Genomic DNA, 16744 nt, shown 5'->3' on the forward strand with positions numbered 1-16744 from the left:
CCCCCTCTGTGTATACAGGTGTCATTAATGTGCTACGCCAAGAAAACTTGTATATATTTTATATTTCCTATGAGAAAAGTAGGTTTTAAGACAAAAAGGATTCCATAATTTTATTAACGCTATGATCCAGATACATTTGTGCTTCATTTTAACGATGAACTGTTCTTGTATTTGATCCGAATGTATTGGATTGTGAATACAGGTTAGAGTCACCGCGTTTAAGTTAACATGAATTACAACAATTAGATGATGTTCGATTTAAATGACATTTGACATTCGATTAGATGACGTTTGACTCTTCCTGTGTTCTTGCTGCTGTATAACGGTTTACAGGCACCTGGACACCCAAATTGCCACGCAGCGTATCATACTCATACTCCGTGCGATAGAGGCCGCGTTCCTGCAGAATAGGTACCACCAACTCGACAAAGTCGGACAATCCGCTAGGCAACTCCGAAGCAATGATGAATCCGTCTGCCGCTTCTGCCTCGAACCATTCCTGAACCTTGTCTGCGACCTGCTCCGGCGTGCCCAGGAATTGACTTCGTGGTGTTGCAGCCCGCAAAGCAACTTCGCGCAGCGTTAACCCCTGTTCTTTGGCATCTTTTTTAATCTTGTCTGTTCCACTGCGGAAGCTGTTGCTGCCTATGCCATCCAGTTCAGGGAATGGTTCATCCAGCGGATATTGGGAGAAATCATGATGCTCGAAGAAACGTCCCAAGTAGTCCAACGCTTTATCAATGGTTACCAGGCTTGCGATCTCCTGATATTTCTGTTCCGCTTCCTCTGCCGTCCGTCCCACAATCGGGTTAATGCCTGGCAAAATAACAATATCTTGTGCTGAGCGCCCATAGGAAGCTGCCCGTGTTTTGACGTCCTTATAAAATGCCTGTGCATCTTCAATGTTATCGTGTCCAGTGAATACGGCATCGGCTTCTTGTGCCGCCAGTGTTTTGCCATCCTCTGAGGAACCTGCCTGGAAAATAACCGGCTGTCCCTGCCGTGAACGAGCGATGTTCAATGGCCCCTGTACAGAGAAGAACTCCCCTTCATGGTTCAGCGTGTGTAGTTTCGAAGGATCGAAGAACACACCGCTGTCCTTGTCTCTTACAAATGCATCATCTTCCCATGAATCCCACAAGCCTTTGGTCACTTGTAAATATTCCTTAGCAATACGGTAACGTTCCGGATGTGTTGGATGATTGCTTTTGCTGTAATTTTTTGCGGTACCTTCCAAGGGAGATGTCACCACGTTCCAGCCTGCACGACCATCACTGATCAGATCAAGCGAACCGAACTGTCTGGCGACTGTAAAGGGGGCACTATAGGATGTGGAGAGTGTGCCCACAAGTCCAATGCGTGAAGTTACCGCAGCAAGAGCGGAAAGAATGCTGATCGGTTCAAAGCGATTCAGGAAGTGAGGAATGGATTTTTCCGTAATATACAGGCCGTCTGCAATGAATACCAGATCAAACTTGCCCTCTTCTGCCTTCAGCGCCTGACGTTTGTAAAATCCAAAGTTGACACTGGCATCGGATAGAACCTCCGGATGTCTCCAGGTTGTGTTGCTTCCCCCAACACCATGAATGATCGCTCCAAATTTCAAACTCCGTTTTGCTGTCATGTACACTCCGCCTTCCCTGAAATAAGGTGATTTGATGGTACCAAAATGTAGTGTATCTAAATCAATGATTGAGCATCAAAATCAAAATTGATTATTCCTATGAGTTTGGTTTGTTTTAATTTCACACAGCTTATCACTGCCCCGCCGAACCGGTCAACCGTGCTTCTAATAGATTTTTTCTATATGGCATCCATTTAAAAATAACCGCTGTGCTCCTGTTGCATTAGCCTTGTTAGACTTATTCCATTCCGTTCAGACAGCATTGCTTCATCCTGCCGCATTGTTGGGATGATGACATCGACATACCTCCGATTTCCATAATATAGTTCCAGATCATCAGACAGACCGGATCGACCTATACCTTTAATTCCAATATGTTAAATAAGAATTATGCCTATAAATGTACTCCCGTCCCTTTGCATCGTCAATGGTTCTGCTAATAGAACAATCCTATAACAGAATAGGAAAAATAAATTTAAATTTTGAGTTATCCATTCAGTATCAATTTTGATTAGAAAAAAAAGAGTGAGTTTAAACTCACTCCAATGCTTTTAACTTCTCCTCAATCATCTTTGCTTCTTCTAGATTTGATGCAGGAGCACTTATAACTAACGTTTCATTCTGATATTTTCCATTCGTTAATTTCATGTATAGTTCAGGTTCTGTAATAATAATCACAAATTGATTAGCCTGTTTATCAAAATAAATATCTCCTAATACGGTTCTCTTTGCACCTTCATAAGTTATTAGTAAAGATTTATGCATGAATATTACCTTTTCGAAAGTACTATCATTGATAGATAAAGATCCCTCAAAAGTATTTTCATTTTTGTTAAAGATTCCATTTAAACTTACTTTTACTTCACTAGCAATCTCGGAGTTTTCGCTAAACATGTAGGATGGCGATTTAATGTCTATTTTTTCATGATGATTACACCCGGATAGAATGAATATGATTAAGAAAGTAATAAAAAGTGCTCTGTTCATTTTCGGCCTCCAAGCTTATTAACATGCGTTACCTACAGTTCCCTAGAAGTGAATTAGTCTTTCAACTTCATATATGTATTTACAGATATAATAGTCTTGTTCTGATCACTTAATTATATAACTATTATTGAAAGACCTCACACGGAATGAACAGATCAGCTGAGCGTTTAGCCCAAGAAGAGCGCACCCTTCAGTGTTGTTCATTCCGCATGTTTACATGTTGCTTCAAACCACGAGCGGTGGTCATCACAAATCCTTGTTCAGCAACTGGGGCGGAGCAATAATCGGCCATCCTTCCGGGATTGAATGGAGTTGTTCGGTTGATATTTGATGCACATGTCTGGAGCTTATTCCCCAACGTTCCGCTGCATAGATGGATACAAACTTCCTACGTTTACCTTCGGTGACCAGATACCAAACTTCCGGTGTATCAGCAACAGATACAATACTCAAGTCAGTAGGTTCCACGGCAGGATCGGGAGAGATTACGGCAAGAGGAAAGTCAGGTTCAAACGACCCGTTCCGAATATCTCCAGCGGACACCAGCGGTTCACCCGCAGGTATGCCCAACAGATCAGGTTTGGCGACCAGCACCGGCGAGATGCCGCGCGGAACAGGAATGTTCAGCTTTCGGCGCTGACCGCTTCTTAGTACATAGACATCACCCTTCAGATCAACAAGAAATGCACCTTCGGGATAGAAATCACTGCTTCGTCTGAGCGGTAATGTTGCAGGACTGTTTACAGAAGAGGAACCTGCGGCCCTCTGGCGTAAATCACCTTTTGCCGCTAACGAAGATACGTTCGCTTGAGATCGAGTTTGAGGGTCTGAGTGAGGAGTCTGTGCCAGCCTGGAGGTTTCCGCGATGAGTGCTTGGGGTTCTCCCCATTTTTGACTGTAAAATTGTTCGTTACCCTTGTTCACCGTGTGAAAGTCCTGCTCTCCGAGCGCTTTCATGCTGACACTTCCAAAATGATGAATAAAGGCGTCACCTGCTACAGCAAGTCGGTATCCCAACATCTGCACCCGTACAATCCAATCGTCATCCTCAAAGTTACCTACGGCGTAGCCCTCATCCAGATACCCTGCCCGCTCAAACAAATCTCTGGAAAACAGCCAGCAGAATCCGACGAGCCGATCCGTCAATCGATGTTTCTCTGGGTCGGGACGATTCCGGTTCGCAGCGAAAGACCACATGTCCTCTACTTCACGATAAGGCACTTCAATCTGCTGATCTCCGCCAATGTAGTTCGTTACAGGACCCACGACACCAATCTGTGGATCGCTGTTAAGACACGTCATCATATTCTCCAGCCAGCCCGGGGTAACCAGGGTATCATTGTTCAGAACAACGATATGCCGTCCCTTTGCCATCATCAGACCCTGATTAACGCCTCCGGCAAACCCCCGATTTTTCTCCAGTGCAGCAACCCTCACCATACCGCCTTTGCGAAGCAGAGCCTCGGCCGTACCATCTTGAGAAGCATTGTCTACAACGATGATTTCGTAAGGAGCCGGGGTATGTTTCTCAATGCTTGACACACATTGCAGCACATACTCCCGCTGATTGTAGGTGGGAATGATGATGCTGACACCTTCAAACACAATTCCGAATGAATTCTGTCCCTGAAGAACACCATCTTCGTAACCTCGGTTATATCCTTGCTTGTATAACTTGGTGTTTCGAAGAATACGATGACTCCTTCTGCCTTTCCGTGAAGCATTACGCCGATTACGGCCACCGGCTGCATGAAGAAAAACCTTAGCAGATGCACCTATACGATGAGGATGGCTACCCGATAATTGCGCGCCCACTCTAAGCTGACTTCTCTGCTGTAAGTTGCTCTGATTATTTTTTCGTACACGATGAGGCTGTATTTCCGATTTCTTCATGTTGCTTCCTCCATTCCACTCGTGCCAGAGGCAGGGTCCCGGTGATCCTGCCCCTGACAACTCACTAGAGTTGAAGCTCCCCTGTCACTAATTTGTCCGCCAAATGTCCGAAATCGAAGGCAACGCTGCCCAGTTCTCCAGCGATACGCCTGCATAGCACCACCGCTGGAATGCCCGCTGCGACCAGAGCGATATCAAAGGTGTGCTCAGACGTTAGCTGCATTACCCTCGGAATATCTGCCATGCCTGCTACCGCAGGGATGATGCCTGTAACCTGCACCCCATGCAGTTGTAACAAGGCTCCAAGCTCTACCGCCTGGCTGCCGATCAGCAGCACACGCCGTCCTTGCAAGAGCGGCAGCAACAGACGAGACTGATGCAGACTGTAATTGATGGTGGAACTGGTCAATTTCAGACTGGACCAATCGATTCCGAAATGGCGCAGAACCGGGAATAATAGTCCTTGAAACGTCGGAGCACGTGAGATGGGCACACCCACCCAGTCTGCACCCCTAATCGCTTCCGCAAGCGTCGCGCGGATGTCAGGAGTGGAGCATGGCACCCCTGCATAAGGCAGAAACGGTGCCAACTCCTGCACTTCTGCAGCTGGCAGCACGGTGTCTGCTGCCAGCGTAAGCAGTTCGCCATCCCCGAGGCGAACGACAGACAGGGGGCGCTGCGCATCCAGCGCCGCCATGATGTGACCAGCCATCTCATGAGGGCTGGTCAGCCGGGTCAGGCTGGGCGCATACTGGCGGAAGCCCGCCGCGATCAAATCTGCCGCCGCGACAGCGGGCAGAATATGATCCGGCGGGATGTGCTGCGCCACCAGCGCCTCGCCCCCGGCGAATACGCCGTCGCGGTAACCCGCGGCGTAACCGCCGGGCCCTGCCGCCTGCACGGCATGCTCCGCAGCCGGCGGCGGCACGCCGTTTGCGCTGCCCGCACTCGCGGCAGCGCCTTCCCGCCCCGCGGGCACGACGACACCCTGCGGGTGTGTCGTCTGGCGCGGGGCGGGGCCAGCACCGCTGGCAGGCATCGCCTGTGGCGAGCTTGCGTGCGGTGCTGGCTTGGGCGCACGGCGCATCGCCGTGCGCTGCTTGGCGCGGGCCGCGCCGCGCCGGCCCTGCGCAGAAGCGCGCCTGCGCTGGACGGGGCCTTGACGCAGGCGGCTCTGTGCAGGCGGGGCAAGCGCTGCCCCGCCTGCCCTGCTCGCTCTCTCACCTGCGGCTCTGCTGCTTCTTCGCGCTTTGTCCGTCTTTCCCACTCCCCGGGCCCTCGCTGCTTTGCCCACCCTAATGCCGCCTCCAGGCCGACTTGCTTTGCCCACATTTCCAATCCGATCTGCTTTGCCAGCGACTATCACACTTCCAGCCGTACTCGCTTTCCCAACTCTTTCAGCCGTACTTGCCTTGCCCCTACTCAACACAACTCCAGTCCGGCCTGCCTTACTTATCCTGATCACACCACCCGTACTGCTACCGCCTTTGCTGCTCCCTGCTCTTACGGTACCTTTCACATGCCCCACTTCCCTGCATTATTCACTTGCACCGCTCTGCCTCCACTCTTCACACCACTCGCATGACCCAGACCTCTTCTATTCTCTACTCTCCCCCTACCTTACACATCCGACATCACTTCCCTGTAATCTGCCCCTTTTTGCCTGTGCGCCCTAAAACACCTCACACGTTATTCTCCTGCCTGCGTAGTCTTACTTCGCCCCGGCAATACCACTGCTCTCACACGATTTCCCCTGAGCATATTAGAGAAAGACCGCGGTCGTTGCACAAAACGCCGGAGCTTACTTCAAGGCTCCGGCGAGGATTCTGTTTCCATCATCTGTTTCCATCATCTGATTCAATCATCGGTTTCGATCCACGCAACGCACCGCGGCTGTATCATGTTATTTCCGGTTAAGGTAGCTGCCCTTTCATGCGTACAGCTGCCTCCTGAAGCGATTCAAATGTGCCGGCATCGCTCCAATATTTTTGCAAAATGTCATACTCCAATCCGCCGCCGGAGGCATAATGGTTGTTTACATCGGTGATCTCCAGCTCTCCACGTGCGGATGGTACAATGTTATGAATCAGGCTAAACACATGGTCATCATACATGTATATGCCCGTTACACAGTAAGAGGTCTTCGGCTGACTTGGCTTTTCTTCAATGTACGCGATACGTTCCGGATGGTGTTCATCAAAGACAGGCACCCCGTAGCGACGCGCATCGTCCACTCCTTTAAGCAACACTCGCGCCGTACCCGCAGGTTGCTGCATATATCGCTCTACATACGGTTTCAAATCATCGCTGAACAGATTATCACCAAGAAGCACCACAAATTTTTCGCCCGGAAGAACAAACGATGAGGCCAGATCAAGCGCTTCGGCAATACCGCCAGCCTTTTCCTGAATACGATACGTCAGCCTGACCCCATGATCCGCTCCGCCACCAAGATACTCCGTATACAAACCAGCGGAATGTTTGTTGATAACAATCAGAATATCCTCAATCCCTGCCTGACGAAGCCTGTCGATACCATACATAATCATCGGATGTTTACCGACGGGAAGCAGATGTTTATTGATAAGCCGGGTCAGAGGGTACAGCCTGGTTCCTGTGCCACCAGCAAGAATTACACCTTTCATTCCTTGTTCCCTCCTTCATCGGATATGTCCATAAATTCACGCGGATCGACTTGCCATTTATTGATGAAAATGGAACGGTTACGCTCCAGCAACTGTTTCCATTCCGTATGATCTGTCTTTTGAAAACTCGCACTGCCTTGATGATGTACAAGGACATCACCGCATACTAACAAACGGAAGCCCTGCAACCTAGCTCGATAACAATAGTCGTCATCTTCATAGTGGCCAGGGGAATACGCTTCGTCAAGCCAGCCTACGGCCTCCAGTACGCTTCGTTTCATCAGCATACACAGCCCTACGATTCGGCGTACTTCCTTCCACCTGGACACATCCGAAACATTATTGGCAGCCGCTAGCTCCTGAAAATGTGGCACATCCCGAAACGTCATATGCACCTGCTGAATACCACTGGCATAGTTCGTGACTGGCCCGATGATGCCAACATCATCTTCACTGTACAGTGCTGTGCGCATATTTTCGAGCCAGCATGATGTAACGGTAACATCGTTGTTCAGCAAGAGTAATTCATCCCCGCACGCAGCCCGAAGTCCAGCATTACAAGCGGCAGGAAATCCCCGATTTTCGGGTAAACGAACAAACCGGATGCGTTCCTTGGCACAATATTCGGCAGTACCATCCGTCGACCCATTATCTACAACGATGATCTCATACGATGTTGCTTCTCCTGTGTATGTTCGGATAGCCTCGACACAAGGCCTCAGCAACGAGAGTCCGTTATACGTGGGTATAATGATGCTGGTCAGCGTCATCTCACATTCCTCCTGTACGCTACCTCTGCACGGGAAGGAAGGTTGGTCCGAAGGGCATATTCACTCGTACCCATCCATGTTGCCAGTGCTTCCAGGTGATCCCCAAGAATCAATCTGGCAACACCATTACCACTACCCGTGTTCCCGGCACGCAGTCGGTTTGAGCGAATGACATCCACTTGGCATGGAGCGGATACCTTAAATCCCTGCTGGATTGCAAGCATCTGTGCCTTCGGCGGAACGGCCAGCGAAGCAGATTTTACAGCCTGAATCATTCGCCTAGATAGGGCATGGGGCACAGCGGTCATCGAATTCGAACCAAGGTCCCGCCGACCTAATGTATGGTTCAAATAAGCTTTGATTCGGCTGACTTCGTCCTGCTTGGAAAAAGGAGGAAGTAAAGAAGTCAGATCGTTTAACGCTACATCCTGCCCCCGGTCAATCGCATACAGGAACGGCGCCAGCTGCTCCGCAGGTATAACCATGTCTCCATCCACAAACAAAACGGTCTCTGCATCTGTCATTTTGGCTCCAAGCGCCCGACCCACATCATGCCCGGCTCGTTCCGGTTCATACACGAGTGTAATGCCTGAATGTTGAAGCACGTGTTCCAGACTGTTATCCGTCGTACCGTTTAATACAACTACAATATCGCGGAGGGGTAGACGTCTTAGTTGTACCAGCACTTGCCCAAGTGTGCGTTCCTCATTACAGGCACAGACTACGGCAGCAGCAACATGTCGGAGGGGAAGCGGTACAATCTCTGGTACATGGCCTGAGGAATTCGCATAGCCTTGAATAAACACCCTGCCTGCCTGCAATGCAGCTTCGTAGCTAGTCTGTTCCGGCAGATTCGCCGCGTGTACTTGCCACGCATCAGAAGCATGTTTATTCAGGTTGTCGGAGTCTGCCCTGAATTGTTTGCCTGCAAGCTGGCCTGCTCTCCAAAATGGACGTAGATCCGGCATCACCTTCCGGACATTCCGCCGGCTCCACCCAAGATGCTGGGTACGTGGCGCGCGTTTCCCCTCAGCTTGCTTTCTGCTCCGGGGTCTGCCCGCCGCCATTCGCTTGGCTCGCGTCCGTCTCTTTGCCCTCACTCCTGATCGTGTTTTTATCGCTGTCACCTCCGCATGTTGCCGTTTCTATCACATAATCCCTCATTTCTTAAAACTTCTTATTGAGCCAGACTGCGAACACGCTGCAGATCAGGGTAACCCCCCCGTGGCCCCCGTGTATCTGTCATCCAGCGGATCGCCTCCAGATGATCGTTCAGTACGACTTGGCTAAGTAGATCAGCACCGCCTCGTTTCGTCGAACGAACAGCATTCCATTTTCCTACAGGCACATGATGAACAGCTTGCACCCGAAGGCCGCCAAATATCGCTTTGGCGTGAGCAAGTGGCGGAATTTCCAGTGAAGATATGCCAATGATCTCAAGTGCCTGCCTACTAAGCGCATGAGGAATGGCTGTCATAGAAGCACCACCAAGATCGGATCTGGAGAGTAGACTGTTCAACATATGTTTTGCTTCAACGACCGGATGAACAGGGCTACGTGTCACCGGACCGTTGTAATTGTTCAGTGCAACATCGACTCCATTTAGCACAGCCTGAACGAAAGGTGCCAGGTGTTCGGCCGGGATCAGAATGTCTGCATCCGTGAACAGCAGGATCTGTCCTCGGGCTGATGCTGCCCCTACTCTTCGTCCTGCATCATGTCCCAGCGCTTCAGTATAGTGGAGTACCCGTGCCCCAGCCCGTTCAGCTTCACTCGCTGTACCATCGGTTGACCCGTTTACGATAACCAGTACTTCCGCATCACGGCATATACGTGTCGCTTCACGGACTACAGCAGCAATGGTGCGTTCCTCGTTCATCGCTGGAATAATCACCGATAGCATAGGTTGTCGGAGAACTTCTCTGTCTTGCTCAGTAACTTCTCCAATCATCTCATGTGCTTCTCTTCGATTGTTCGCATGAAATGAGTGGTTAGGTGGTAAGGAGAAAACATAGGTCTTTGTACCCTTTTTCCGTCTCGATCGGATTCGTCTTTTTTCAGATACCCGTCTGGTACGCTTTTTTCTTGTTTTTGTTGCAAAACTGGCTCTATTACGTTGTTTCCGCAACAAATTCACCTCCCACAATCCATCCTGATCATGCCAAGGGAGTACACGTTATTCTATGTATTCGTGGAGCAGTGGAAACGGCGTATGTCCTTATTTTACTTAGGTTCTGGGCAGGAGTGTAAGTACACCCATCCTGTGAACCGACAAGAATCGTCAATATTTTTAAAAATGACATCTCTTCCCTGTCCTTAGACACAATTTTCGAAAAAATTTAAAATTGTATCTTTTCCAATCTTTTACACTGTGATACTATACGATTCAAGCCACACAATTTACATTTTTAACCTTGTTGAGAACTCACGTTCCCAAAACCTCTTTCTGTCCTTTTATTGACCTTCGGTTAGTTCAGACGTTTGATCTCCTCCGTTTTGTACACAAACAGACCTTGAACTTGAAAGGAGTGATGCCGTTCCCAACCCGGCTTCTTCTTCCCGCATTCCACACACGGATTGAACATCCCGGTTCTCCGTAGAACCTTGGGTTTGCCGCAATCACTAGGGGGACAACCCCTGCTTCTTAAACATACTTCTGTTTGAGCCCCTCACTCCGCCCTGCCAGATGCAGACGGAAATCCATCCGAGTTAGGCATAAACCCTTTTTTTCCAAAAAATATGATGAGAATGGGAGAGTTAACAATGAAATTTGCCAAAGTTATGCCAACAATTCTTGGAGGAGCTCTTTTGCTCGCTTCCGTATCCTCTGCTGCTGCAGCGCCATCTGATCTATCCATTCCGCTTGAGGCTCCTTATGCCTCCGAGGAGAGTATCCTTTTGAACAACAATCCTGACGAAACGATCTATAATTATCTTGGTCAACAGGAACAGTTCCTGAACTCTGACGTCAAAGGCCAGCTCAAAATCATTAAACGTAACACGGATACTTCCGGTGTAAGGCACTTCCGTCTGCAACAGTACATCAAAGGTATTCCGGTCTACGGTGCCGAGCAGACCCTCCATCTGGACAAAACGGGAGCTGTGACTTCTGCTCTTGGTGAACTTCCGCCTGTTGAAGAACAAGCGATTCCTAATGACGGAATCCCTGGTATCAGTGCAGAGGACGCGATTAAAGTGGCCTCGGAAGAAGCGACATCCCGGATCGGCGAGTTAGGTGCACCGGAGCTTGAGCCAAAGGCTGAACTCCAAATTTATCATCATGAAGATGACGGTCAGACCTATCTGGTTTATATTACCGAAGTGAACGTGCTTGAACCTGCCCCGCTGCGAACCAAATATTTTATTAACGCCGTGGACGGAAGCATCGTATCCCAGTTTGATATTATCAATTTTGCTACAGGAACAGGTACCGGGGTGTTTGGTGACACCAAAACGCTGACCACAACGCAATCGGGCAGCACCTACCAGCTGAAAGATACCACTCGTGGAAAAGGCATTCAAACGTATACAGCAAACAATCGCTCCTCTTTACCAGGAACATTGTCTACCAGCTCTAATAACGTGTGGACGGACCGTGCAGCTGTTGATGCACATGCTTATGCTGCTGCTACTTATGATTTTTACAAAAATAAATTTAACCGCAACAGCCTGGACGGCAACGGTCTGTTGATTCGCTCCACAGTACATTATGGCTCCAACTATAACAATGCCTTCTGGAACGGGGCACAGATTGTATTTGGTGACGGGGACGGCTCACTGTTCGGTATCTTCTCCGGGGATCTCGATGTTGTGGGTCATGAGCTCACACATGGAGTGATCGAGTACACGGCCAATCTGGAATACCGCAACGAACCAGGAGCATTAAACGAAGCGTTTGCTGATATTATGGGTAACACCATTGAGAGTAAAAACTGGCTGCTGGGTGACGGCATCTATACTCCTAACATTCCAGGAGATGCATTGCGCTCTTTAGCCGACCCTACCCTGTATAACCAGCCTGACAAATATAGTGACCGTTACACAGGCAGTGCAGATAACGGCGGTGTGCACACCAACAGCGGTATTATCAACAAAGCGTTCTACCTTGCAGCCCAAGGCGGTACACATAACGGTGTAACGGTTAGCGGCATCGGCCGGGATAAGGCCGTACGTGTTTTCTATAGCACGCTGGTGAATTACCTGACACCAACATCGAAATTCGCAGCTGCCAAAACAGCAACGATTCAGGCCGCCAAAGACCTTTACGGTGCGAATTCTGCCGAGGCAACTGCCATCACCAAAGCCTATCAGGCTGTAGGACTATAATCGTTAACTGATCGTGTGTAGCATCTGTGACCTTCACAAAAAGTGAAGCCGAACTTATTATTTCCCCTTCTATTCTTGTGTTAAAAAGTAGCCTCGTTCCGGCACCCCTCATGTCCGAACGGTCAGGCTTATCAAATAAAAGCGGTGTCCGGGACATACTCTGGACACCGCTTTTGTATATTTTTATGCCGATGGCCCCGCTGCGATCCAGGACAACAAACCATACGTATGCTTGCAATCCGCTGTCCGCGTTACTTCCAGCACAGCTTCATCCTCACTCTGGGATAACAGCGACACCTGAAATCCACGGTCATTGCTCATGGCTACAATGACATAATGCTCCGAATCAAACGCCTCTTCGAAAACGATCGTCACTTCGGTACACGTTTCATTCTCCGGCAGAACAAAAGCTTCCATGCCAAACTGCTGCACAGCAGGCTGTTTACTCACGCTACGTACCGGCTGGAATGCCAGATGTCCGGCTTGAACAGCACCAGTCTGCAACTGTTCACTGCCTACAGAACCATCACACAAATGCTCTTGTGTTACCGACTGAGGCTTAAGGGTATAGGAGACTGGCACCTCTGTATCAGCCCCTTGAGGGGTGATAGAGTTGGATAAGTCTGTGTCAGCTACATCCGGCGATAATGTATTTTCTCCATCCGATGCATCTTCAGCTTCAGTGATTCCCGTAGCAGACTCGCCTTCCGTTAATACGGCATCTACTTCCGAATCATTGTGTAGCCCAAGCAGCTCTTGAAGATTCAAATTTCCGGCTTGGAACTCAGCAGGCGCATCCGGCGACGACTCCGCGTCATCTCCCCAGGTAAACAGACCTTCGTTAGGCAGGCCAACCGACTGTATAAACTGTTGTACTTCCTGCATGGCTTCTTGCCTTTTGAACTCGGCAAGCTGTTCCAGCGTTTCTGCACTGACCTGACGGATCGCATTCCAGATCTCTTCACTTAGATGTGATGTGCCCACGATTCCATCATTTAAGTGACTGGACGTGATACTTTGCTCACTTAACTTGCTGCCATCAATAGCACGATCAGCGAGATGCACAGACGATATCGTGCCCTCTGTCAGTTTACTGCCGTCCACACTGCCATCCGCCAGTTTAGATGCCGTGACTGCACCATCTTGCAGGTGAGATGTGTTTACAGCTTCTTCGTTCAAATGGCTTGCCGTGATGCTTCCATCCTCGATATGATCCGCACGGATTGCACCTTCTGCGATATGTGCAGACTGCACACTCTCATTGGTCAAATGAATGCTGGATACCGCACCCTCTGTCAGTTTGCTGCCGTCTACACTGCTATCCGCCAGTTTAGACTTAGTAACTGCACCATCTTGCAGGTGAGCTTTGCTTACAGCTTCTTCGGTCAAATGGCTTGCCGTGATGCTTCCATCCTCGATATGATCCGCACGGATTGCACCTTCTGCGATATGTGCAGACTGCACACTCTCATCGGTCAAATGAATGCTGGATACCGTGCCCTCTGTCAGTTTACTGCCGTCTACACTGCCATCCGCCAATTTAGATGTAGTAACTGCACCATCTTGTAAGATGACGGAGCGGACAGACTCTTCTTCCAGATGTTCAGTTCCAATACTCCGCTCCTGAATATGGTGGGAGAAAACAGCCCCATCCTGGATATGACGAGATTGAACTGCACCTTGCTGCAGGTGTGTAGCACCCAGAGATTCCAACTGCAGATGCAAACCACTGATCAGCCCTGGCTGTAAATGTGCTTCTGTTACAGAGAGCGGAGCCAAATGTTCTGTATGCACCGCTCCGGCCATCAAATGATTGGAAGATATCGCCTGCTCGGTAATATGCTCACTGCGAATGACCTCTTCTCTCAGATGAGCGCTATGGACAGACTGAGCAGTCAAATGATCTGATTTTATACTGCCTTCAGCGAGATGCATGGAATCAACGGATGCTCGTTGCAGATGTTCGCTTCCCACTGCCCCGTACTGTAATTCCTCGCCAGATACCGAGTCGGTGGCCAGATGTTCTGTTGTCACTGTTCTTTGACGAAGCTTGCTACCGGGGATGCTGCCGTTTGCAAATAATTCTGGCGTACGCACCTCATCGGACAGATGCTCCAGCGAGATCGTATGCTGCTTCAGGTGATATCCACGAATCGTTTCAGCAGGGATATGTTTGGCAACGATGCTTTCAGCCATAATCTTGGCGGAAGTGATACTGCCGTCAGCCAGTTTGGCCGAGGTGACCGATAGATCAGCCAGCTTATCTGTAGAGACACTTTCCGGTGAGAGTTTAGGTGATGTCACAGCATGATCTGTAAGATGTGGTGGAAAGATGGAACCGCCTGCCATCTGTGCTGAAGTCACGCTGCCCGGAGCTATTTTGTCCGTCGTAATTGCCGCACGTGATATGGCATCGGTCTGAACGCTGCCCGGCTGCAGGTGAGGGGCACCTACGGCATGCTCTGTCAGGTGCTCGGCTCTCACTGCATACGGCCTCAGTGCTTCGGAATCCACACTGCCGGGAGCCAGATGAGCCGTTGATACGGCTGCTTTGGCCAAGTGGGACGAATTGACCGTACCTGAGGCTATAGCTTTGCTTGTAACCGCACTTGGAGCGAGTTTATCAGCCGTGACACTCTCTGATGCCAGCTTTGCGGTTGTGACTGCTTCATCCTGCAATTGGAATGATCCTACAGAAGATTCTGCCAGATGTTTTTCCAGCACAACACCTGAAGCCAGTGCATCCGCAGACACACTTCCCTCGGATAGATGTGTCGTCTCGATGCTTCCACTCGCCAAATGTATGGAATGAATAGCACCATTATCAACATGAACCGGTGTAATGCCTCGATTGGCAATATGTTCCCCGCGAATCGAGCCTTTAGCCAGATGTTTCCCGAGCACAGCTTCATCGGATATTTTGGAAGCGACAACGCTTTGATCTGCCAGTTTCGAAGCCGTCACTGCCTGCTCCAGCAATTTCGCTGTTCCCACCGATTGATCTGCCAGCTTGCTGCTAATGATCGCTCCATCGACCAGATGCTCACTACCGATTTCGGCATTGCCGATCTGTTCGCTCCCTACAGCAGCAGCTCGAATCTGTACTGATCCGATCGAACCATCCACCAGATGTCGTCCATTCAAGGCATGTTCGGCAATATGCCGTGTATGAATCGAGCCATCCTCAATCTGTTCGCTGCCGATGCTGCTTGCCAGCAATTGATTACGTCCAACAGAACCTTCAGCCAAATGAGACTGTTTCACCGAACCGGCCTGAATGTGGCGTGTATCAATAGATTGCTCTTCAATTTTGCTACCTGTCACCGCTCCATCACGAATCTTGGCACTGGTGACCGCATCATCCGCCAGTTTCGAGGTATGGACAGCCCCACCAGCTAAATGACGGGTCTCGATCCCGCTAATCGCGATTTTTTCACCAGTAACAGCTTGATTCTGGATTAATTCCTCTGTGACGAGCAGGCGACTCAGATGCCTTGTGCCGATGGAGCCATCCGCTATTTTGGCTGCATCAATGACCTGATTGCCCAGCTTCTGTGAGGTAATGCTCCCATCCCGGATTTTGTCTCCAGCGATGGATGCATTTCTGATTTTGTGACCTGATACAGAGCCATCAATTAGATGTTCCTCGGCAATCGAAGCCTCAGCCAGCTTAGCAGAAACAATCGCACCATCCGCAATATGAATACTTGTTACTGCATAATCCTGAAGCGCCTCGCTTCCTACAGCTCCTGATTTCAGCTTGGAGGCGTCCACCGAAAAAGGAGCCAGCTTACTTTCCGTGACGGCAAACTCACTGAGGTCATCTGTATAAATATACTGTCCTTCATAGCCTGGCATCTGGTTCTGGTTTAATTGTTCAAGACGCTGCTTGCCTGTTGAACGGCTTGGGTTATCCTGTTCTTTCAATGGAAGGTGCGCAATGCTTCTGATCTGAAGTTCCTTTTCTGCGCTTTCCTTTTCCACATTATTTTTTTCTGCATTTAATGGGGCAATTTGTTGCGGCTGCCGGAGCTGTTGCTCCTGCACTATGTCTTGCGCTTCCACCACAACTTCAGATTTATTGACCGATGCATCTGGCGTCGTCTGATCAGATGTCATTACGGTATCAGCAATAACTTCCTTGGAGGCAACTCTATCCGAAGTCGAAACCTCCTCTTTTTTCACTGTTTTTTCCGGCTTGCTGAATTCCAGTCGCCGATCCATCAGATCCAGCTCCCTGAATTTGGGACTGATATGACGCAGTTTAGGCGTCACAACCTTTTTTTTGCCTTTTTTACTCATGAGGCCAGCTCCTTCCCCTAACGTTCATCTCCGGCATCATATGCTTTGAGCTGGGCATCTGCCACTTTTCTGGCCCTACTTTTGCACATCCGTGATCAGATTCCTGTCTACTCAGGTTAACGTTACATCTACCCTGGCGTAATTAGGCTGTACGAAGTGAAGAGAGAAGGCGGCTGTCCACGCCCCGCATCCGCTCG

The 16744-nt window shown here is 49.6% G+C and carries 11 protein-coding genes; 1 reads left to right on the plus strand and 10 read right to left on the minus strand.

The window, feature by feature from the left end; all coding sequences use genetic code 11:
- Nucleotides 1-280: 280 nt before the first annotated feature.
- The 9 genes from MKY23_RS22775 to MKY23_RS22815 all read right to left on the minus strand — a co-directional run bounded on the left by MKY23_RS22775 (nt 281) and on the right by MKY23_RS22815 (nt 9822).
- Entirely contained in the window at nt 281-1624 is a 1344-nt protein-coding gene (locus MKY23_RS22775) for an LLM class flavin-dependent oxidoreductase (protein ID WP_339832434.1), read from the minus strand.
- Between the two features lie 537 nt (nt 1625-2161).
- The gene (locus MKY23_RS22780) at nt 2162-2611 is read right to left on the minus strand and encodes a hypothetical protein (protein WP_339832436.1); all 450 of its coding nucleotides are present in this window, start codon (nt 2609-2611) and stop codon (nt 2162-2164) included.
- Between the two features lie 246 nt (nt 2612-2857).
- Nucleotides 2858-4504: a glycosyltransferase family 2 protein gene (locus tag MKY23_RS22785; protein ID WP_339832438.1), complete on the minus strand. Its 1647-nt coding sequence runs from the start codon at nt 4502-4504 to the stop codon at nt 2858-2860.
- A 64-nt stretch (nt 4505-4568) separates the two neighbouring features.
- Nucleotides 4569-5279, minus strand: coding sequence for a GT-D fold domain-containing glycosyltransferase (locus MKY23_RS22790; protein ID WP_339832440.1), 711 nt, complete (start codon nt 5277-5279; stop codon nt 4569-4571).
- 1138 nt (nt 5280-6417) lie between these two features.
- The gene (locus MKY23_RS22795; RefSeq protein WP_154959666.1) at nt 6418-7149 is read right to left on the minus strand and encodes a sugar phosphate nucleotidyltransferase; all 732 of its coding nucleotides are present in this window, start codon (nt 7147-7149) and stop codon (nt 6418-6420) included.
- Nucleotides 7146-7919, minus strand: a complete 774-nt coding sequence (locus MKY23_RS22800) for a glycosyltransferase family 2 protein (protein ID WP_154959667.1) — start codon at nt 7917-7919, stop codon at nt 7146-7148. Before MKY23_RS22800 ends, MKY23_RS22795 begins: the two co-directional genes overlap by 4 nt.
- Nucleotides 7916-8887, minus strand: coding sequence for a glycosyltransferase family A protein (locus MKY23_RS22805; protein WP_154959727.1), 972 nt, complete (start codon nt 8885-8887; stop codon nt 7916-7918). Before MKY23_RS22805 ends, MKY23_RS22800 begins: the two co-directional genes overlap by 4 nt.
- A 61-nt stretch (nt 8888-8948) precedes the next feature.
- Nucleotides 8949-9071, minus strand: a complete 123-nt coding sequence (locus MKY23_RS22810) for a hypothetical protein (RefSeq protein WP_339832445.1) — start codon at nt 9069-9071, stop codon at nt 8949-8951.
- 25 nt (nt 9072-9096) lie between these two features.
- A complete protein-coding gene (locus MKY23_RS22815) occupies nt 9097-9822 on the minus strand; it encodes a glycosyltransferase (protein ID WP_339832447.1) in 726 nt (241 codons plus the stop codon).
- A gap of 860 nt (nt 9823-10682) precedes the next feature.
- Between MKY23_RS22815 and MKY23_RS22820 the strand changes: the two genes are divergently transcribed.
- Nucleotides 10683-12245, plus strand: a complete 1563-nt coding sequence (locus MKY23_RS22820; protein ID WP_154891040.1) for a M4 family metallopeptidase — start codon at nt 10683-10685, stop codon at nt 12243-12245.
- Nucleotides 12246-12428: 183 nt separating this feature from the next.
- Here MKY23_RS22820 and MKY23_RS22825 read toward each other — a convergent pair whose 3' ends face one another.
- Nucleotides 12429-16547 carry a WIAG-tail domain gene (locus MKY23_RS22825; RefSeq protein WP_339832449.1) on the minus strand — a complete coding sequence of 1373 codons (4119 nt, stop codon included), beginning with the start codon at nt 16545-16547 and terminating at the stop codon, nt 12429-12431.
- Between the last annotated feature and the right edge of the window lie 197 nt (nt 16548-16744).

It is taken from the genome of Paenibacillus sp. FSL R7-0272, assembly GCF_037969905.1.
Lineage (GTDB): Bacteria > Bacillota > Bacilli > Paenibacillales > Paenibacillaceae > Paenibacillus > Paenibacillus polysaccharolyticus.

Coding starts and splice junctions, on each gene's coding strand:
- MKY23_RS22820 (WP_154891040.1), top strand. CDS start 10,683: ATGAAATTTGCCAAAGTTATGCCAACAATTCTTGGAGGAGCTCTTTTG.
- MKY23_RS22780 (WP_339832436.1), bottom strand. CDS start 2,611: ATGAACAGAGCACTTTTTATTACTTTCTTAATCATATTCATTCTATCC.
- MKY23_RS22805 (WP_154959727.1), bottom strand. CDS start 8,887: ATGCCGGATCTACGTCCATTTTGGAGAGCAGGCCAGCTTGCAGGCAAA.
- MKY23_RS22815 (WP_339832447.1), bottom strand. CDS start 9,822: ATGCTATCGGTGATTATTCCAGCGATGAACGAGGAACGCACCATTGCT.
- MKY23_RS22825 (WP_339832449.1), bottom strand. CDS start 16,547: ATGAGTAAAAAAGGCAAAAAAAAGGTTGTGACGCCTAAACTGCGTCAT.
- MKY23_RS22795 (WP_154959666.1), bottom strand. CDS start 7,149: ATGAAAGGTGTAATTCTTGCTGGTGGCACAGGAACCAGGCTGTACCCT.
- MKY23_RS22785 (WP_339832438.1), bottom strand. CDS start 4,504: ATGAAGAAATCGGAAATACAGCCTCATCGTGTACGAAAAAATAATCAG.
- MKY23_RS22800 (WP_154959667.1), bottom strand. CDS start 7,919: ATGACGCTGACCAGCATCATTATACCCACGTATAACGGACTCTCGTTG.
- MKY23_RS22775 (WP_339832434.1), bottom strand. CDS start 1,624: ATGACAGCAAAACGGAGTTTGAAATTTGGAGCGATCATTCATGGTGTT.